The organism is Enterocloster citroniae (assembly GCF_040545455.1).
Classification (GTDB): Bacteria; Bacillota; Clostridia; order Lachnospirales; family Lachnospiraceae; genus Enterocloster; species Enterocloster citroniae.
This window is the reverse complement of sequence record NZ_JBEPLZ010000011.1, coordinates 95,215-114,063: the sequence shown is the minus strand read 5'-3', so window position 1 is coordinate 114,063 and position 18,849 is coordinate 95,215. Positions and strand designations below refer to the sequence as shown.

Genomic DNA, 18,849 nt, shown 5'->3' with positions numbered 1-18,849 from the left:
TTTGTGATATGATTCAAAAACATAAGGTGTTTTTTGGATTTTTATGATATGATTTAATGTAAGAAATTACGTTGAAAGGACTGTGCTGTATATGGAACAAAAAGAGACGAAAACAATTATGAACCAGGTATACAATGCAATATTTTCCGATATTATCCACAATGAATTTGATTTTGATGAATACCTTACCGAAAAAGCCCTGATGGAAAAATACAATGTCAGCCGGGCGCCTGTAAGAGAGGCCCTGATGCAGCTGCGCAGCGACCATTTTATCGTCTGCATTCCCCGTCACGGATACCGCATACGCAGGCCGGACCAGCAGGAGCTGCGCGATATTGTAAACTTCCGCGCTGTGTTGGAATGCAGTTTCCTGGAACAGTATTATTACTCCATTACCCCCGAACATATCCAGTCACTGCGGGAAATCTGCCGGCAATACGCCGACAAACAGGACAAGAACTTTATTAACTACTGGAAATTAAACCGTGACTTTCATGCAAAGCTTTTTTCCTGTTATGGGAATGATTTCGCCCTCCATACATTGCTGGAATCCATGGACCGTCAAGTTATTTACTTTGTGGAGATCATGAAAAACTATTATCTGGCGGCAGACCTTCACTTTGCCATGCTGGACTACATTGAAAAAGGCGATATTAAAACAGCCATGACCCTTCTCCGGGCGGATATTGAGAAAATACCTACCAACGATGCCCTTCAGCGCGTTAAGCAAAATCACCCTATCAATGCTGAGGTCCCTACCTACAGCCTGTGCTAGATACCACATGCCTAAAGGAGTCCGCAATGGCTTTGATGTCCGGGATATTATTCCTGCTTACAAAAAGGCTGCACTATTTGACCAATTACGAAAGATAGCGGGATAGGGGCGAATCCATATCCGTCATTCTTTCTTTATCATCAAATAGTGCAGCCTAAACTGCTTTTAAATTAAAACCCACAGCACACCGGCATTCTATCCAATGTCCTCCAACAGTTCCTCCATCATGTCCGGGTCTGCCAGTTTCATATCCTCCTTAAACACCCCGGGATAAGGAAATGCCATATCACCATACAGCTTGCCAAAGGCAACGTAAACCTTTTTGCCCTTTAAAGCAAAAACAGTGCCCGCACCGTAACGTCTGTGTTCCACCCTCTGATTGATGATTTTCATTTGACCTGCCCCTCCACTGATATCATTCCCCCATGTTCCGCCATTGCCTTTTCCCGCGGCATTTTTTCCCGTACTGCCTTTTCCCGCGCCGCCTTCCTGCGTCTTTTAAGAAGCTCCGACTGTTCCCTTTTCCGCTGTGCCTCATATACTTTATATCGGAACAGCCGCATGGCTTCCTCTTCCTTCTTCTTCGCTCCGGCAGCCGCAAGGGCAGACAGCGCCTCCTCCTGAAGGCCCTGGGATTCAAAACTCAGAAACCGTTCAAAGGCATCCGGATATAAAAACAGCTTTGTCCCGGCTTCCCCTGAAAAAGAAACCCATATATGGTTCTGATCCACCTCCGCCACTTTACCCAATCCGTATTTGATGTGCCTCACAGTCTCATTCAGCATTTTCTCACCTTCCTGAAAACAATATCAACCTTTTGCTTCCTTCCTATTTTACCATTTTTTGTTTTGAAAATGCAAATGTAAACTTTTATTTACTGTAAAGTTTGTGAATTTTTCTCAATGGAAAGAGGGCCGTTCCTGGACATTTTTTCTGCAGGAGCCAAGTGGTTCAGGGGTCGGCCAAGTCTTATATCTCACTCCGTCACCCCGGCTTTTGCACATATATCTTCCAGACAACACTTCTCACAATGGGGCTTGGTCCGCGCCGTGCACACATCCCTTCCATGATAAACCAGCCTGTGGCAGAAATCGCTCCCCTCCTGGGCAGGTATCAGCTTCCACAGCGCCATCTCCACCTTTTTCGGATCCTTGATGCCGTCTACCAGGCCCATGCGGTTTACAAGACGGATGCAGTGGGTATCCGTTACAATGGCCGGCTTGCCGAATACATCCCCCATGATCAGGTTCGCGCTCTTGCGTCCCACCCCCGGAAGCTTCAGCAGCGCGTCAAAATCGTCCGGCACATTACCGCCATATTCCTCATGCAGGATCTTCATACAGGCACTGATATCCCTGGCCTTGCTGTGTCCCAGACCGCAGGGCTTAACAATACGCTCAATATCCGCCGCATCCGCTGCTGCCAGTGAGGCAACATCGGGATATTGGGAGTACAGGTCCTGTACCACCACGTTCACCCGGGCATCCGTACACTGGGCGGCCAGGCGCACGCTGACCAGCAGCTTCCATGCCTGATTGTAATCCAGGGTACACCCCGCATCCGGGTATTCCTTTTTTAAACGGTCCACGATCTCCAGGGCCAATTCTTCTTTTGTCATTCCATGCTCCTCCTTTGTACTGTAGTGTACTTCCGGAGACTCCGGGAGTACACTGTATGCTGCTATTCTATCGCAATTATATTTTGCGGGCAAGGACGAATGTTTTTCCCTGCGCCGGAATATACATAGCCTGATATGAATATCTTTGTAAATTCAGGAGGTTTTTGGATGTGTACAGCAATTACAATGCAGACCATGCAGGGGGATATTTATTTTGGGCGTACCATGGATTTTTCATTTCCCCTGGATCCGGAACTTTATATTTCGCCCAGAGGCTATGAGTGGAACAATATGCTCAAAACCCATAAGATCACCAACCGCTACCGCTTTATAGGCATTGGACAGGATATCTCACCCCTTGTTTTTGTGGACGGGGTCAACGAGATGGGGTTCGCCGCAGCTGTCCTGTATTTTCCCGGTTTTGCCAGCTATGATCCGGCCCCGGACCGGACTCAGGGGCCGGGAGTGATCTCGGTTGCCTCCCTTGAACTTGTTAATTTTCTTCTGGGAATCTGCAAAAACGTCAATCAGGCAGTCACCGTGCTGGACTCGATCCGCATTGTGGGGGAGGAGGACAGCATCACCAACACCGTGGCTCCTCTTCACTGGATCCTTACGGATCAGACCGGGGCCTGCCTGGTTGTGGAGAAGACGGTAGACGGCCTGTACCTGCTGGATAACCCCATTGGCGTACTTACCAACAGCCCGGGCTTTCAATGGCATATGACCAATCTGCGCAATTACATGAACGTATCGCCTTACCAGGAAAAGGAAGCTGTCTGGGACTCAGTGAGCCTTACCCCCTTTGGCCAGGGAGCCGGTACACTGGGACTGCCGGGAGATTTTGCGCCGCCCTCCCGCTTTGTGCGGGCCGCTTATCTGAAAAGCCATGTATCCGTTCCCTCCGGCCGGGAGGCGGCTGTCATAACAGGCTTTCACATCCTGAACAATGTCTCCATTCCCAAGGGGGCTGTGATGACTGACCTGGAAATTCCCAGTTATACCCAGTACACCGCGTTCATGAGCCTCTCAGATCAGGAATATTTTTTCAACACATACAATAACAGCCAGATCGAATCCGCAAAGCTGGTCCCCGATCACGACAGCGGCTCAGAGATCGTATCATTGGGAAAACTGAACCGGCCGGTTACCTTTGAATGCCGCAACTGCTGAGACACAAGCAGCTGTACCGTACGTTCTTTTATTTTAATTTAGGCAGGATATCCCCCAGGATCTCCATGGCATGATTCAGATCGGAAAGTTCTTCCTGTGTCAGCTTTTCCTCCATCATCCCGATAAATGCCGTGTTTTTCAGATAATACTCATCCAGGTAGGAAACCGCTTTGGGGGTCAGGCGTATCCACGTGACCCTGCGGTCCTCCTGGTTATGCACCCGCTCCACAAACTGGTTTTCACTCAGCCTGTCGACCAGTTTTGTGGCCTGCTGCTTCGGTACCTTCAACTGGCGGGCCAGTTCGGTCATGGTGGCTGTCCCGCGCATCTTCACTGTTTCCAAACAATAATACGTCTCCAGGCTCATCTCCCCGTTCAGGGTATCCTTAAACGGACGCACCAGTTTAGAATGCCAGACCGGCATTGCGATTAACAGATTTTGAACAAACTTCTCAGAAATTTTTCCTGCTCCCATTCCATCCTCCCCATTTGGGAAATCCCTTTTAAATACCCCATTCGGGAAATCCCTTCTGAATATTGACATTCTTTTACGGACATGATATTCTTATTAATTAGTAATCAAAGTATGACAATCATATTTAAATGACTTTTCTTTCCGATTATATAAATATATGAGTTCAAAGTCAATCCCTCCCCAAAACTCACCGCAGTGAACGGGGCATCCAAACACAGGACAACCAAAAAGGAGATACAGCCATTTATGAGCAGCCAATTAAAACTGCCCGGAATGATCCGGGAAAAATTCCGTTCCAGCACTCTCAATTTTATCTTTATCCTGGCTTATGTGCATCTGTTTTCATACATATTCGGCCCTGAGAACACCATTGTGGGCGTTATATTTACCATTATGATGTCCGCCTCCATGGTACGCGACCTGACCGCCACACCGCTGCGGCATCTGGTTACCCAGGCCCTGGTACTGGTCTGGATGGCCCTGGCCGCTTACTGGGTCAATGCCCTTCCCGCTCCCCTGTCCGTTTTTGTCCATTTTATCACACTGCTGGGTATTTTGTATGCATATACTTATGAATATTCCAGCCATATGTATTTTCCTTATATATTATCCTACCTGTTCCTTATCTTTATCTCTCCGGTCAGCGCAGACCAGCTTCCGGGCAGGATTGCCGGCATGTTGACCGGCGCCCTGTCCATTATCCTGTACCAATTGTTTATGGGAAGGAATCGCGTTCAGGAGACTGCCAGGGATGTGCTCAGTGAAATGATAGACAGCATCAGACTTTCCATTGCCTGCCGTCTGGCAGGAACTCCCAACCGGCCGGATCCCGCCGCCATGAGGAGCAAGCTGTGCCAGTTAAGCCGGATCGTGTACCAGCGCAGAAAAAAGGTGCTGTGTGTGTCCGATGCCAGCTTTTATATGATAGACGCAGGCCGCGGCCTGGAACACCTTCTGATCCTGGTCCATGAACTTCCCTCACAATTGTCCCTTAAGGACAGGGAGATGCTCCAGAATCTTTCGGACCGCCTTCAGACATTTTGCGCCTTTCTTCACCAGGATATCACCCTGATACCGGAACCGGACGCCAAGGATTTCTTTGGCCTTCTGGATGACAAGAGGGCGGGCCTGTTTTTTCACAGCCTGGAATACATCCGCGACAGGCTCCTCCATATGACGGATCCCCAGAACAGACAGCACTACCGCCCCACGGCCCTGTCCTTAAAGATGCAGCTGAGGACCGCTCTGGATCTCAGCCCTGTGCGTGCGGTATACGCCCTTCGCACAGCCCTGATCCTGGCCTGCGCCACCTTTCTGGTTCGGGTTCTGTCCCTTCCCCACGGCAAATGGCTCTTATTTACCCTGGCATCCGTATCCCTGCCATACGCTGATGATGTGCCTGTGAAGATCAAAAAACGTGTGCTGGCAACCATAACCGGAGGTTTGGTCTCCGTGGTCATCTACGCTCTGATTCCCTCCCCCCTGGGACGTACCGCTGCCATGATGCTGTCAGGTTACATTTCCTTTTATTTTTCAGATTACGCCCAGACGTTTGCCTGCTCCACCGTGGGCGCCCTGGGAGGCGCAGTGTTTATGGATGCCTTTGGATTTCAGGCAGTGGGCAGCATCTTCCTCATACGCCTTGGCTATATATTGGCCGGGGCCGCTGCCGGATATATCCTCAACTGCCTGATCACTCCCTACCGCCGTGACAAGGCCACCAGGCAGCTTTTTCAAAAATACAGGGCCGTCACCCAGCTTTTGACCCGCGTCTGCCGTTCCCCGGAAGTAGACACCCAGCTGTATTATAACCTGGTCATCCAGGCCCATCTCCAGGAAGATAAACTGGTGCAGAATGCCCATCTGGAAAAATGGTCCGGCTTTTCCGATATTCTTGCCGGCTGCAGGGAGCAGGTTCGCAGTGCCCACCGGTCCCGGATCACGGAACGTGAAAATGCCCCGGTATTTGAACCCGGGCATCTGTCATAGGACCCCTGGGATCCGCACCGCAATTGATAAAACAGAATTCTCACAGCCGGTCATCTCCCTACCGTCTCACCGCCTGCCGCTCCTGTATTCCCCGGGAGTGGCATTTCTCTTTCTGCGGAACTGTTCAATATAATAACTGGCAGTATGGAAACCGCAGCTGGAGGCAACCATACTCACCGGCCAGTCGGTTGCCAGCAGCAGTTCCGTGCTTTTCAGGATCCGGTAATCCATGAGATAAGTGAAAATGGAGCATCCCATATACCTTTTAAAAAATCGGCAGCATTCATTCCTGCTGACATTGACCTGTCCGGCAATCTGTTCCAAAGTGATCTTTTCTGAAAAATGCTCATGTATGTAGGAGAGAATCTGCTTGATACGCTCATTGTCACGCCCTGTCATCACCGGGTCCGCGTCCGTGCCGGCCGTCTCCCTTATTCTCAGGTACAGCTCCTTCCACAGGGAAAGCAGCGCTATGGTTATGTCCATCTCATACCCCTCCCCTTTCTTTCTGTACAGGTCGTAAACCGTTTTCATGGATGCCACGGCCTCCCTCTCCCACCCGTCCTTTCCCCAAAGGTACAGACAGGGCCTGTTCTTATTCTCCAGCACGGGATTTACATAGCGCCTGGCTATGACGCTGCCCCCAAAGCCTCTTAGCAGCGCGGGATCCACATCCATGCACACATAAACTCCGCCCTTTCCGTCTGCCGGCGTTGCCATGTGCAGGATATTGGAGGAAATAAAGATCCCCTGATCCTTTTCCAGAACCACCTTCTGATGGTTTATGTGAAAGCACACCCTTTCGCTGACCACATAACAAAACTGGATCTCCTCATGCCAATGCCATGGGACATAACCCAGAACATTTTTCTCCAGATCCGTTTCATAGACCGCAATGGGAAATTCGCTGGTGCCATGATGAGTGATCTCCCTCTGGTCACTGTTGATGGGAATGCTGTAGACCTGCATGGCATTTCACCTCCCTGTTTCAAATACTGTCTATCAGTTAAACTTCATTATATGACTCGGTCCATTACTCCGTCAATATAGTTATATTTTATCCATATATTATGACACAAAAAGCAATAAAATCTTAATATAATGAAATCATCAAGGACTTCTGACTTAAACCGTGTAAAGGAGGAAACTATGGAAACTAATCTGAACGTACCGGAAAATATGGAACAGGATCTGGTGGGATTGATCGCAGAATCCATACGGACCAGAAGCTATTCGGATGAGGAGGGGAATCTGGCACATCTGATCAGGAAACACATGGAAGGCCTGGGCTATGACCTGGCAGAGATCGATTCTGTTGGAAACGTAGTGGGGCGGATTGGAAACGGAAAAACCATCATACACTTTGACGGCCATATGGACACGGTCCAGGTCAATGACGCCGACCAGTGGCAGGTGCCGCCTTTCTCAGGAGAAATCGTGGACAACGCCATCTGGGGAAGAGGATCGGTGGATATGAAATCCGCTCTGTGCGCCGCCCTGTACGGCGCTGCCCTTGCAAAGAAAATGGGATATCTGGAAGACAAAACCGTCTACGTCACGGGAACTGTGTGCGAAGAATACTGTGACGGCGAGAACCTGAAACATTTTTACAGGGAATATGACCTGAAACCTGATTACTGCATTATCTGCGAACCCTGTGACAATGTGATCACCTTAGGCCATAAGGGCAAAGCCCAGATCCGCATCATCACCCATGGCATATCCGCCCACGGGTCAGCTCCGGAAAAAGGAAAGAACGCAGTCTATGAAATGGCGGAGATCATCAGCCGCGTGGACCGGCTGAACCAGGAGCTGTCCCGCAGGGAAGGCCCTCACGGGACCATTGTGCTCTCCGACATATCCTGTGTCAGTGCATCCCTGAACGCTGTCCCCAGCCAGTGCAGCATTTACCTGGACCGAAGGCTTGCCTGGGGAGAGACACTGGACCAGGTGAGAAAAGAAATGGACGGGCTGATAAAGGGCAAGGACGCCCACTGGGAAGTGGGGACCCTGCACCACACCTCCTGGAACGGAGGCCAGCTGGACTATGAACCCATGCACGATCCATGGAAAATAGACAAGGACAGCCATCTGGCCCTGGCCCTGCGCAGGGCATATACCTGCATTTACGGCAGGGACCCGGATTCCTATGACTTCTGGGATTTTGGCACCAATGCCATCACCCCCGTTGCAATGGGCATTCCCACCATTGGATTCGGCCCGGGAGAATATAAGCTGGCACATATGAGGGATGAACACTGCGATTTACAAAAGATCAAGGACGCGTTCCGCATCTACACACAGTTGATCCGGGAACTTTGATCCGTCTCTTTACGTTCCTTATATATCAAAGACGGCCGTCCCTGCCAATGCACAGGAACGGCCGCCTCTCTTTTTATGATTCTTGGCATCCTCTATCATATGATAACCTGGCAGATCAGTCGGCAAGCTCACTTTCATCTGATGTATTTCCCCTGAGCTGAAACCTTTCAATCAATTCCCTTAAAAGCATTGCCTGTGCGGAAAGTTCCTCACTGGCCGCCGCGCTTTCCTCTGCCGTAGCTGAATTGACCTGGACCACATTTGATATCTGCTCAATGCCCTGGGATAACTGGGTCACGGATTCAGCCTGTCTGCTGGTGGAAACAGATATTCCCTCCACTGCGCCCACCACTATCCTGACTCCCTCCTCCACATTCTGCATGGATCTGGCAGTATGGTCTGCGATCCTGGTTCCGTTTTCCACGGCTCTCATGGAGCCGTTGATCAGATCCGCCGTATTCCTGGACGCCTCGGCGCTTTTGGTGGCCAGATTTCTCACTTCCCCTGCCACCACAGCAAATCCCTTGCCTGCCTCCCCCACACGCGCTGCTTCCACAGCCGCATTAAGCGCCAGGATATTGGTCTGGAACGCAATGTCCTCAATGGTCTTTATGATCTTGGATATCTCACGGGAACCGGAACGGATCTCCTGCATGGCTGCAAGCATGTCCTGCATCCTGCGGTTGCTCTCCGCCGCTTCCCTGCCCACAGCCTCTGCTCTCTGGCTGGCATCCGCGGCGCTGTCCGCATTGGCAGTGATCTGCCTGGATATCTCCCCTATGCTGACCGCCAGCTCCTCCACTGTGCCCGCCTGCTCCGCCGCCCCCTGGGCCAGGGCCTGGGCGCCTGCCGCCACCTGCTCGGAACCATTGCTTACCTGCTCCGCAGAAATGCCGATCTGCCCCAGTGTTTCGTTCAGGGACTGCACAATCCGTTCCAGGGCTTCCTTTATAAACCTGAAGTCGCCGATGTATGTTCCTTTTACCCTAAGGTCCAGGTTTCCGCCGGATATCTCCTCCAGTATATGAGAAATATCCCCGATCATATCCTTTAATGACCGGGTGGATGAACGGATGCTGTCTGCCAGACGCCCGATCTCGTCCTTTCCCCATACTTGGATATCCCCCTGCAGATCACCCCGGGAAAAGTCCTGCATCCTGCCGCTTATATCGGCAAGAGGCCTTGTTATCCTGCGGATCATGCTGATGATCAGCACGACCAGGGCCGCCAGTATAAGGATAGATAAAAAGGCCATAACAGCGATCAGCTGGTTGCGGGTTGCATTGATCTCAGACACGGGAAGGGTTGCCAGCGCCAGCCAGTTTGTGGTCCTGCTGTTTCTGAACATGGCCGTGTATCTGATTTTTCCATAGCTGAAATCCGTTACGCCGTTGTAATTGGCCTGGACTTTATTCTTATAGTCGTCTGATATATCCAGCTCCGTTACATTCCGTCCCATTGCAGTGGGATCCTCGCTGTATATGTAGTCGGAACGATTAGAGATCAGTTCCAGATACCCCCGTTCCCCTACCTTTATCCCGGACAGCAGTTCGGACAGATTGCTCACATACACGTCAACCCCCATGAATCCGGCCGCTTCCTGTCCATTGTCAAAAAACACAGGAGCCACCACGGAAACGATCTGTTCTCCCGTGGCCGGATCCCTGTATGGATCTGATATAAAAGGCTCTCTGCCGGACAGAACAGGCTCATACCATACGGTATCCTTAAGCCCTGCCTCCACCACCTCACCGCCGGAAAGCAGATACCGGTCCGTCCTGGCATCGGCTGCCCAGGCCTCCGCCACCATCTCATCCCCCATCTTTTCCAGGACCATGGACAGGAGTTCCTGTATCTTTTCCCTGTCCTCGTACCCCTCTATATCCTGAGGCACGGATACCGCCTGAAAATATGCCTGAAGGTCATCATTGTTCTCAAACATGCTGACAACCGCCAGCTTGCTGCTGAAAAAATCGTCCACAATGGACACCGCATAGTCGGTCTGGACATCCAAAAGCTTGTCATTCAGAGATGAAATGCTTCGGACGGACAGAATACACGAGACAACGATCAGGAGGACCAAAAATGGAATCAACACCACCGTGACCCGCAGGCTGATCCTGAATCCAAGGGACTCCTCCCACCGCCTTACCGCCCTTTCTTTTACTGTCGCCGGCTGCTTTAAATCATTCCCCATATCATTAACCCCACTATCCTGTCAACTGTTAAGAACTCATAAACACATTATATCATTATTCCAATAAAAGGCAATGATAATGGGAAAGTCAGCCTATCACCACACCCGGTATTCCTCCAGGCTTTCATCCAGGCATTCATCCAAGTTATCCCTTTCCTACTTCCATATACCGGACTGTTCCCTCATCCGTCTCAAAATCCCCTCTCTCACTTCAGCCCCGGCAAATCCTGCTTCCACAGCCATCTCGTTCATCCGGATCAGATCCTTCTGGGTCAGCCCCATCCGGCCGGTGATCAGGGCTGCTTCCCGCTCCAGATCCGTATCCGACACCATCATATCATCCGTGTTATAGGTCACCCTGATCCCCCTGGCGTAAAACTCCTTCAGGGGATGGGCCTCAATACTCTCCGCCGCCTTTGTCTGAAGGTTGCTGACAATACACATCTCCAGGGTGATATTCTCCCGTTTCAGCAGGTCCATACACGCCTCAGAGCGGATGGCCGCGCAGCCGTGACCGATGCGCCGGGCCCCGTAGGACACTGCCAGCGCTACATTTTCGTAATCCCCACATTCTCCCGCATGGATGGTAAACGGTACGTCCGCCTGATAGATCCGTCTGAACATCCCTTCAAAATGCTTCATGGGCACCAGCCCTTCAGGCCCTGCGATATCGGCGCCCACAACACCCTTTCCCAAATACGCTCTGGAAAGCTCCAGTGTCTCCTCATTGTCCCCATCGCTGCCGTTTACCATGGCGCAGAGCAGGACCCCTGCGTACATACCGCTCTCCCGGCTGCCTGCCTGTACCCCTCTGACAACGGCCTCCACCGCCTGCTCCTGGGTCAGCCCCTTCTGTCTGTGGAGCTGCGGGGCAAACCTGATCTCCGCATACACCAGCCCCTGGGCGGCCAGGCGCTTTACCAGGTCGCAGGAGGCCAGTTCCAGGGCATCCTCCGTCTGAAGAAGGATGCCCGGCAGATCAAAGCAGCTTAAATACTCAGCCAGGCTGGCGCAGTCATCTCCCACACACAACAGCTTCTTTAAATCCTTTCCCTCCAGGTCATATCCGATCCTCTCTGCCAGGGTCCTCACCACATCCATGGACAGGGAGCCGTCCAAGTGGAGATGTAAATCTGTTTCCATTCGTCTCATTTTGTGTACCTCTCTCATGCTTCTGTTCTATCACATTTTTCTCTGCTATACCAATGATCCATACAGCATATTTAAGAATCGTTCTGATTCTAATCATAGCATAGCGAAAAGTGGGGGGCAACAAAAAAATTACTCATTCCTGGCTTCGATGAATGTCTCCCTGTTGCTTCGCCCCCTCCCCCCATACCCGGCCAGACTGACGCCCGGCATCCAACAGGGCATCCGGTTGTTCCAGATTATGAAAGATATAGTTCTATACTGTCCCCAGTTCATTGATCCGTCCCGCCAGTGGCGCCAGGAAAACAAACCGGCTCCGGCCTCCTAGAGCCAAGGGGCGGCAGAGGACAGCCCTCCCCAGGATCAAGAAAAAAGACAGCCGCCTCTACGATCACTCAATCGCAAAGGCGGCTGCCTCCATTTAGTTTCAAACTTCCAATTGTCATGGGATCATTTATGGATGGATGATCCCCTGGACCTCATCAGAGTCCACATTCTTGCTGTCCACCAGTACAACACCGGTATCAATGGTCTTATCCTCCACAGTCTGGCCGTTTGCCAGCTCCACTGCTGTCTTTACTCCGTCATACCCCATAAAATACTGTCTCTGGACAACAGAAGCAACATCATATTCATTGCTGCGGATCATGGTTTCGATCTCTGCGGAGAAGTCAAATCCTACCATGGTGATATCCGTGCGCTTGGATTCTGTCAGCCCTGTTACAAAACCAACCGTGGAACCGTTGTTTGGACCAAATACCCCCTTCAGATCAGGGTAGGTGGTGATAAAGTCCTGGCAGAAACCAACCGCCTTGCTGATATCGCCTTCATTTACCTTGATGTCGTCATTGAGAACCACCCATTTTTCAGGGGCATTGGCTTCCCAGTACTCGTTAAAGCCCTTTACCCTGTCGTTGATGGTCTGGGAGCCGGTGGAGCCTACCTGGATGGCGATCTGTGCTGTCTCATCCTCGGAAAGGCCCTTTGCCTTTAATCTTCGGATCATTTCCTCCGCTGCAGTTTTCCCAGCCTCCACATTGTTGGTCAGAAGGGCTGCACTGTAGTTATCGCTCTTTGTAACCGTGTCCACCAGCACAACCGGAGTGCCTGAATTGTATGCCTCTGTGATAGGCGCATCCAGGGAAACACTGTCCAGAGGCGCTATGACGATCCCTGCCGCCTGGGCGGATACCGCGTTCTGGAGAAGGGTCAGCTGGCCTTCAATATCAGACTCCAAAGCGGTTCCCACAACCACCACCTTGCATCCCAGGTCCTTGCCGGCCTGCTCTGCACCGGCCTGGAGGATACTCCAGTACTGGTTTCCCAACACCTTAACGATCACATAAATAGTCTTTTCACTGTTATCCGTTATCGGGGTTTCACTGCTTCCCGCCTCTGACTGTGCCCCCTGCGCCCCTGACTGAGCTCCCTGCGCCTTTGTGTTTTCCTTATCCGCAGGGGCTGCCGTGGTATCTGCCTGGGTGTTGGAGGCCGTACTGCTCCCGCACCCTGCCAGTGTTGATGCTGCCAATGCTCCTGCCATTAAAACCGCTGCTAATTTTCTCATTATGATCCTCCTGCTATTCTTGTGCACTCTCGGAGTCTCCCCGGCACCCATCTTTGCGGCTGATTTCCCGCCAGCCGCATACAAATTTATTCAATATACACACCGCGTACACCTCATAATTTTATGCGCAACTGACAAAAAATCATCTCGCAAATCTGAGTACCAAAAGATCCGAATAGTACACTCTTATTTTTGTTTTGTCTATCTCTACGGTTTTATTTGCTCAAACCGAAAAAGCGCTTGATGGAATTCAGGTTCCCGCCTTTATTTGCTGTCTGTGACGCAACAGCAATAAGGAGTATGAAGCCTACGATCACCTGCTGCCAGAAGGAATTGACTCCATTCAGGTTCAGGCCGTTTCGGATCACGCCCATCATCAGAGCTCCGATCACCGTGTTCAGGATCGTGCCCTCGCCTCCCAGGATGGAGATCCCTCCCAGAACCGATGCCGCGATCGCCTCCATCTCATATCCGTTTCCGGCAGTGGGCTGGGCGCTGGAGAGACGTGAGGCAACCAGAATACCGCAGATGGCTGCTGACAATCCGGAGATGCAATATGCAAACATACGCGTCTTTACCGCATTAATGCCTGACAGTTTTGCCGCCTCCAGGTTGGAGCCGCAGGCATAGATCTGACGCCCGATGCGCATCTTTGCCAGGACGATCCCCAGTATGACGGCATATACCAGGGTTATGATCACGCTGTAGGGAAGGCCGTCCCCTCCGATCCTTCCGCCTCCCAGCACATAGAACTGCTTTTGGACCGCCTCAGACGGAATATTGGTGGTGTAAAGAGGAGCGCCGTTCACCAGTACATTGGCCATGCCCCTGTACACCCACTGGGTTGCAAGGGTTGCCACAAACGGCACCACACCCAGGATCTCAATAAAAAATCCGTTCATGATCCCGGTACAAACTCCCATGGCCAGACAGAGGACGATACATACCCCCAGCGGCAGCCCCTGGGTCAGCAGGCTTACCATGATGATGCCGGACAATGCCATGGATGCACCGGCGGACAGATCATTTCCCCCGCAGACCAGACAGAAGGTTAGTCCGCACCCGATAATGGTGTATGTAACGATCTGCTGCAGCAGATTTTGAAGATTGGCCGGGGCCAGGAACTTATCCACCTGGAGCACGGAGAATAATAGGAACAGCCCTGCAAGAATGCCAAAGGAATAGATCGCCCTTCTGGTGGCAGCATTTAATTTGCCAAAGGACCCGCTGCCTTTTTTGCCCTTTGCCTCATTTTCCTGTTTTACTTTTAAATCCGCCATACTTACGCTCCCTTTCCCTCTGCCCCTGCTGATAATGTGGGGGCTGGTTTTCCTTCTAATTTGTTATATCCGGCTGCCAGGTACAGGATCTGTTCCTGGGTGGCCGTCTTTGCATCCAGCTCGCCGTTGATCTCTCCCTGATGGATGACCAGTATCCTGTCACTCATCCCAAGGATCTCAGGCAATTCCGATGAAATCATGATGATCGCCACTCCCTGGTCGCTGAGCCTGTTAAAAAGCTCGTATACCTCGTATTTTGCTCCCACATCGATTCCCCTTGTGGGTTCATCCACGATCAGGACCTTTACATCATTGCACAGCCATTTGGCAAGCACCACCTTTTGCTGGTTACCTCCTGAAAGGTTTTGGCACAGCTGATGGATACTGGGCGTCTTGGTGCGCAGCAGATCCACATATTTTTCCGCGTTCACGGTTCCCGCCTTGTCATCTATAAACCCAAAATGGGTGATGCTGGGAAGATGAGCCATATTGGTGTTATATTTTACATCCAGGCCAAGAGCCAGCCCGTCCCTCTTTCTGTCCTCTGTCGCATAACCGATCCCATGTTTTATGGCCTGGATCACGGAATTGATCTTCACCGGCTTTCCTTCCAGGCTCAGTTCCATATGGTCTGCCCTGTCAGCTCCGAAAATACACCGCATCAGTTCGGTACGCCCTGCTCCCACCAGACCGGAAATGCCCAGTATCTCCCCTTTTCTCACATAGAAATAACCGGCGTTTACCTTGTTCCCCCTGCGCACATTCCTGGCCTCCAGCGCCACCTCCCCCAGGGTCCGCACGTATTTGGGGTATTTGTCCTCCAGGGAGCGTCCCACGATCATGTTCACCAGCTCATCCATGGTGATATCAGCCAGGTTCCTGGTCCCTATGTACTGGCCATCGCGGATAATGGTGACCCGCTCACAGATCTGATTCAGCTCAGCCATCCGGTGGGAGATGTAGACCATGCCCACTCCCTTTTCCTTCAGCCTGCGTATAATCCCAAACAGCTGCTCAATTTCCCTCTCTGTCAGTGTGGCCGTGGGCTCATCCAGCACCAGTATCTTCGAGTGGAAACTGATGGCCTTTGCGATCTCCACCATCTGCTGTTTTGCAATGCTCAGACTACCCACATGGGCGTAGGTATTCAGATCAATACCCAGGTCATCCAGTATTTTTTGGGCTTCCTCATGCATTCTCTTATCATCGATAAAAAGTCCCTTTTTGTGGGCTCTTCCAATAAAAATGTTGTCCGCCACGCTCAGATGCCCGCACATGTTCAGCTCCTGCATGATAATGCTGACTCCCAGCTCATGGGCCTTTGCCACGGAGTCGATCACCACCTTCTGGCCCTCAATGTAGATGTCCCCCTCATCTGCCCGGTACACCCCTGAGAGTATCTTCATCAGCGTTGACTTTCCGGCGCCGTTCTCACCTACAAGCCCAAGGACCTCCCCCTTATTTACAGTGAGGGATACCCGGTCCAGAGCCTTGACCCCGGGGAAGCTTTTGCTGATCCCCTCCATGCGAAACAGCTCCTGTTCCATATCCCGTTCTCCTTTCATCTTTCCTTCTGCTTTTCTTCCGCCTGAGGCTCCCGCCTCTTTTGGCAGTGTGTCATAACAGTCATTCTTTCCTGCACAGTGTTGTGTTTCATAACTCAATTATAGCCCCGCTTGTTTTCCATTTATATCGTATCTTTTTATCATCCGTAGTAATTTTTTAGCTTTTTATTATGTATTATATATAAAAAAAACAACTAATAAATAAATTTATTAGTTGTTTTTAACACCATCTTAACGCATATTCATTTTTCTTATCAGAGTTTCTGAAGCAGCTCCATCCTGTAATCCGAAGGGTTCATACCGGCCAGCCGCCTGAATACCTTGGTGAAATAGTTGTTGTCCGGATACCCCACGCGGATGCCCACATCCTTCACATTCACATTGGGCTGGCAGAGCAGCTTTTTGGCTTCATTGATCCGGTACTCCGCCAGATAGGATGTGAAGTTCTGGCCAAACTGCTGTTTGAACATCTTGCAGAAATAGGGATCGGAATAATTCACTGCCTTTGCCGCATCATGCATGGATATCTCATACATATAATGGGTTCGTATATACTCCTCCACCATGGAAACCATCAGGGACAGGCGGGTACACGACTCATCATTTTCCTTTTCCTGATCCGGTTCGTCCACCAGACGCAGAGTGAAGGGCAGGATCTCACCAGACGCAGTTTCACCAGCCCCAGTCCCACCGGCCCCATCCTTTCCGGCCGCTGCTTCTGCTCCGGTTCCACCGGCTCTATCCCCATCGGCTCCATCTTTCCCGGCCCTCCATGTCCGGTACCGGTCCGCAAGGTGCAGGGCTTCCCCTGTCACGTGAATGATCTCCCTGCTGGAATATGGCTTTAAAAGGTATTCCATGGCCCCCACGGAAATGGCACTCCTGGCATACTCAAAGCGGTCATAGGCGGTAAGGAAAATGATGCAGCATTCCGGGTGCTCCCTGCGTATGATCTTTGCTGCCTGGATCCCGTTCATCCCCGGCATACCGATGTCCAGGATGATCACCTGGATCTCTTCCCGCCTGGCTAACTCCACTGCCTCATGACCGTTCTGGGCCTCATAGATGGTACACTGTTCCCCAAACTTTTTCTGGAGCATTTTCTTAAGAACCATACGCTCGATCAGCTCATCCTCTGCAATCATTAAACCGGCCATTCCCCAATCCTATTCCTTCCTTTTTCCAAATTCCATCTGGACCACGGTGCCGCAGCCCTCCCTGCTGTCAAGCAGGATCCTGCCCTTATCATAATAAGCGGTGATCCTGCGGTAAATATTGCCCAGTCCGATTCCCAGCCGCTTTCCCCTCAATGTAGATGCCTCCTGCAGTTCCCTCAAGTGCTTTCCGGGAATCCCCGCTCCCGTGTCCGCCACCGAGATCCACAGCAGTTCTCCTTTTTCCCGGATCCGTATATAGATGGCGCCGCCCTCCTCCTGATCCGCTATGCCGTGGATCACTGCGTTCTCCACCAGGGGCTGGAGCAGGAACACGGGCACCTCCCTTTCACAAAGATCCCGGCTGCAGTCCACGCTCCAGCGTATCCTGCTTCCAAAGCGCATACGCTGTATGTACATGTAATCCTCCACCACCTTAAGTTCCTGTCCCAATGGCGTAAAGGCATTGGTGGTTCTCAGGCTGTACCGCAAAAGATTGCTCATGGCCACCAGCATTTCTTCGGTAACAGGCGCATCCTCCGCCTGGGACATGCGGGTGATCATGTTCAGTGTGTTAAAAAGAAAATGGGGATTGAGCTGGCTCTTGATCAGCTGGAGCTGAGCCAGTGAAAAACGCTGTTCCAGCTGTGTACGTTCAAGCTCCTGACAATGCAGCTGTTCCTCCATCTTTCTTTTTTCCTCTGCCGCGGCAAAATAACGCTCCGTGGAATGCTTCATCTTGTTAAATGCACTGACCAGCTGTCCGATCTCATCCCTTCCGGCCCAGACCACATCAGCGCCTGAAAAATCATTGCGCTCTATTTTCCCGGATGAGGACGCCAGGTGTACCAATACCTTTACAATGCTTCCCGTAATAAAGCGCAGCATGGCCACTAATGCGATGAATGCCGTAATGCTGATCAGCACCAGCACAAGAGGCATCCGTCTAAGGGACGGCACCTGGGCCTCATAGTAGCTGTTTCCTTCTGTGAGGACTGCCCTTGTAAGCCTCGATGCGTAAGTGTTCAGATACCCCTGCATGCTGTACACCTTGTATAGCTCCCTGATATACCCATCCTCATCCGCTTCCATGGCAATGACTTTTTTCTTCTGCTTCTCATATTCGCCATAGCTGTTGCGGATGCTCCATGTGATGGCGTACCTGTCCCTTCCCACCTGGTTATAGTCAAAGGGCAGTTGTTCCAAATACGCCAACGCACGCACGCCGGAATCCTTATAAGCCTGTTCGCTCTCCAGATTTCTCTCCCCGATCAGCCTGGCAAAACAGGCGGCTTCCTCCTCCAGGGCATCCTGGAACTTATAGCAGGACAGATTGTCATCCATGATCTCCTGTCCATGATCCACAAAATAATACACTACTATCAGGTTAATATAAATGGAAGCCGCCATCATCACAGCCACGCTTGCAATGATTACAGACAGCTTCCTTCTCAGGGTCATATGATACCAGATATCCACGACCCGGCTTATGGTCTTCCCCACCCTGTCCGCTCCTTTTCACCTGAATCAGCCCTGATCCATCAACAGGCTCTCAGGTTACTATAAGAAAAAGGCGGAACTGTGT

16 protein-coding genes are annotated in these 18,849 nt (G+C 51.3%); 4 read left to right on the top strand and 12 right to left on the bottom strand.

Features of this window, described 5'->3' with window-relative positions:
• Window positions 1-91: 91 nt before the first annotated feature.
• Window positions 92-775, top strand: a complete 684-nt coding sequence (locus ABID13_RS16050; RefSeq protein WP_007861055.1) for a GntR family transcriptional regulator — start codon at window positions 92-94, stop codon at window positions 773-775.
• 195 nt (window positions 776-970) lie between these two features.
• Here the strand turns inward: ABID13_RS16050 and ABID13_RS16045 are convergent, their stop codons facing one another.
• The 3 genes from ABID13_RS16045 to ABID13_RS16035 form a co-directional block, all read right to left on the bottom strand.
• Window positions 971-1,168 (bottom strand): hypothetical protein, encoded by a 198-nt coding sequence (locus ABID13_RS16045; protein ID WP_007861057.1) that lies wholly within the window; start codon window positions 1,166-1,168, stop codon window positions 971-973.
• Window positions 1,165-1,560: a hypothetical protein gene (locus tag ABID13_RS16040; protein ID WP_007861060.1), complete on the bottom strand. Its 396-nt coding sequence runs from the start codon at window positions 1,558-1,560 to the stop codon at window positions 1,165-1,167. The genes ABID13_RS16045 and ABID13_RS16040 overlap by 4 nt, the downstream gene beginning before the upstream one ends.
• A gap of 191 nt (window positions 1,561-1,751) precedes the next feature.
• On the bottom strand, window positions 1,752-2,393 hold the full coding sequence (locus ABID13_RS16035; RefSeq protein WP_007861062.1) for an endonuclease III domain-containing protein: 642 nt from the start codon (window positions 2,391-2,393) through the stop codon (window positions 1,752-1,754).
• 168 nt (window positions 2,394-2,561) lie between these two features.
• Between ABID13_RS16035 and ABID13_RS16030 the strand changes: the two genes are divergently transcribed.
• The gene (locus tag ABID13_RS16030) at window positions 2,562-3,566 is read left to right on the top strand and encodes a linear amide C-N hydrolase (RefSeq protein ID WP_007861063.1); all 1,005 of its coding nucleotides are present in this window, start codon (window positions 2,562-2,564) and stop codon (window positions 3,564-3,566) included.
• Window positions 3,567-3,594: 28 nt separating this feature from the next.
• Here ABID13_RS16030 and ABID13_RS16025 read toward each other — a convergent pair whose 3' ends face one another.
• Entirely contained in the window at window positions 3,595-4,041 is a 447-nt protein-coding gene (locus ABID13_RS16025) for a MarR family winged helix-turn-helix transcriptional regulator (RefSeq protein WP_007861064.1), read from the bottom strand.
• Window positions 4,042-4,287: 246 nt separating this feature from the next.
• Here ABID13_RS16025 and ABID13_RS16020 point away from each other — a divergent pair, with 246 nt between their 5' ends.
• Window positions 4,288-6,030, top strand: coding sequence for an FUSC family protein (locus ABID13_RS16020; protein WP_045092797.1), 1,743 nt, complete (start codon window positions 4,288-4,290; stop codon window positions 6,028-6,030).
• 66 nt (window positions 6,031-6,096) lie between these two features.
• On the opposite strand, the gene ABID13_RS16015 is transcribed toward ABID13_RS16020, so the two are convergent.
• Window positions 6,097-6,999: an AraC family transcriptional regulator gene (locus ABID13_RS16015; RefSeq protein ID WP_048929724.1), complete on the bottom strand. Its 903-nt coding sequence runs from the start codon at window positions 6,997-6,999 to the stop codon at window positions 6,097-6,099.
• A gap of 180 nt (window positions 7,000-7,179) precedes the next feature.
• Between ABID13_RS16015 and ABID13_RS16010 the strand changes: the two genes are divergently transcribed.
• Entirely contained in the window at window positions 7,180-8,352 is a 1,173-nt protein-coding gene (locus ABID13_RS16010; RefSeq protein ID WP_007861068.1) for a YgeY family selenium metabolism-linked hydrolase, read from the top strand.
• A gap of 115 nt (window positions 8,353-8,467) precedes the next feature.
• Here the strand turns inward: ABID13_RS16010 and ABID13_RS16005 are convergent, their stop codons facing one another.
• The 7 genes from ABID13_RS16005 to ABID13_RS15975 form a co-directional block, all read right to left on the bottom strand.
• On the bottom strand, window positions 8,468-10,549 hold the full coding sequence (locus tag ABID13_RS16005) for a methyl-accepting chemotaxis protein (RefSeq protein ID WP_048929723.1): 2,082 nt from the start codon (window positions 10,547-10,549) through the stop codon (window positions 8,468-8,470).
• Between the two features lie 156 nt (window positions 10,550-10,705).
• Complete coding sequence (gene add / locus ABID13_RS16000; RefSeq protein ID WP_048929722.1) at window positions 10,706-11,701, bottom strand: adenosine deaminase; 996 nt, start codon at window positions 11,699-11,701, stop codon at window positions 10,706-10,708.
• Between the two features lie 451 nt (window positions 11,702-12,152).
• Window positions 12,153-13,265, bottom strand: coding sequence for an ABC transporter substrate-binding protein (locus ABID13_RS15995; RefSeq protein ID WP_007861073.1), 1,113 nt, complete (start codon window positions 13,263-13,265; stop codon window positions 12,153-12,155).
• A gap of 215 nt (window positions 13,266-13,480) precedes the next feature.
• Window positions 13,481-14,545 carry an ABC transporter permease gene (locus ABID13_RS15990; protein ID WP_007861074.1) on the bottom strand — a complete coding sequence of 355 codons (1,065 nt, stop codon included), beginning with the start codon at window positions 14,543-14,545 and terminating at the stop codon, window positions 13,481-13,483.
• A 2-nt stretch (window positions 14,546-14,547) separates the two neighbouring features.
• Window positions 14,548-16,092 (bottom strand): sugar ABC transporter ATP-binding protein, encoded by a 1,545-nt coding sequence (locus ABID13_RS15985; RefSeq protein ID WP_007861075.1) that lies wholly within the window; start codon window positions 16,090-16,092, stop codon window positions 14,548-14,550.
• A 272-nt stretch (window positions 16,093-16,364) separates the two neighbouring features.
• Window positions 16,365-17,267: a response regulator transcription factor gene (locus ABID13_RS15980; protein ID WP_048929721.1), complete on the bottom strand. Its 903-nt coding sequence runs from the start codon at window positions 17,265-17,267 to the stop codon at window positions 16,365-16,367.
• A gap of 9 nt (window positions 17,268-17,276) precedes the next feature.
• A complete protein-coding gene (locus ABID13_RS15975; RefSeq protein ID WP_007861077.1) occupies window positions 17,277-18,767 on the bottom strand; it encodes a sensor histidine kinase in 1,491 nt (496 codons plus the stop codon).
• Window positions 18,768-18,849 lie beyond the last annotated feature (82 nt).

Bases quoted from the DNA above. Each gene is read 5' to 3' on its own strand.
- ABID13_RS16035 (WP_007861062.1), bottom strand. From the start codon at position 2,393: ATGACAAAAGAAGAATTGGCCCTGGAGATCGTGGACCGTTTAAAAAAG.
- ABID13_RS15980 (WP_048929721.1), bottom strand. From the start codon at position 17,267: ATGGCCGGTTTAATGATTGCAGAGGATGAGCTGATCGAGCGTATGGTT.
- ABID13_RS16005 (WP_048929723.1), bottom strand. From the start codon at position 10,549: ATGGGGAATGATTTAAAGCAGCCGGCGACAGTAAAAGAAAGGGCGGTA.
- add (WP_048929722.1), bottom strand. From the start codon at position 11,701: ATGAGACGAATGGAAACAGATTTACATCTCCACTTGGACGGCTCCCTG.
- ABID13_RS16030 (WP_007861063.1), top strand. From the start codon at position 2,562: ATGTGTACAGCAATTACAATGCAGACCATGCAGGGGGATATTTATTTT.
- ABID13_RS16040 (WP_007861060.1), bottom strand. From the start codon at position 1,560: ATGCTGAATGAGACTGTGAGGCACATCAAATACGGATTGGGTAAAGTG.
- ABID13_RS15995 (WP_007861073.1), bottom strand. From the start codon at position 13,265: ATGAGAAAATTAGCAGCGGTTTTAATGGCAGGAGCATTGGCAGCATCA.
- ABID13_RS15990 (WP_007861074.1), bottom strand. From the start codon at position 14,545: ATGGCGGATTTAAAAGTAAAACAGGAAAATGAGGCAAAGGGCAAAAAA.
- ABID13_RS16025 (WP_007861064.1), bottom strand. From the start codon at position 4,041: ATGGGAGCAGGAAAAATTTCTGAGAAGTTTGTTCAAAATCTGTTAATC.
- ABID13_RS15985 (WP_007861075.1), bottom strand. From the start codon at position 16,092: ATGGAACAGGAGCTGTTTCGCATGGAGGGGATCAGCAAAAGCTTCCCC.
- ABID13_RS16045 (WP_007861057.1), bottom strand. From the start codon at position 1,168: ATGAAAATCATCAATCAGAGGGTGGAACACAGACGTTACGGTGCGGGC.
- ABID13_RS16010 (WP_007861068.1), top strand. From the start codon at position 7,180: ATGGAAACTAATCTGAACGTACCGGAAAATATGGAACAGGATCTGGTG.
- ABID13_RS16015 (WP_048929724.1), bottom strand. From the start codon at position 6,999: ATGCAGGTCTACAGCATTCCCATCAACAGTGACCAGAGGGAGATCACT.
- ABID13_RS16050 (WP_007861055.1), top strand. From the start codon at position 92: ATGGAACAAAAAGAGACGAAAACAATTATGAACCAGGTATACAATGCA.
- ABID13_RS16020 (WP_045092797.1), top strand. From the start codon at position 4,288: ATGAGCAGCCAATTAAAACTGCCCGGAATGATCCGGGAAAAATTCCGT.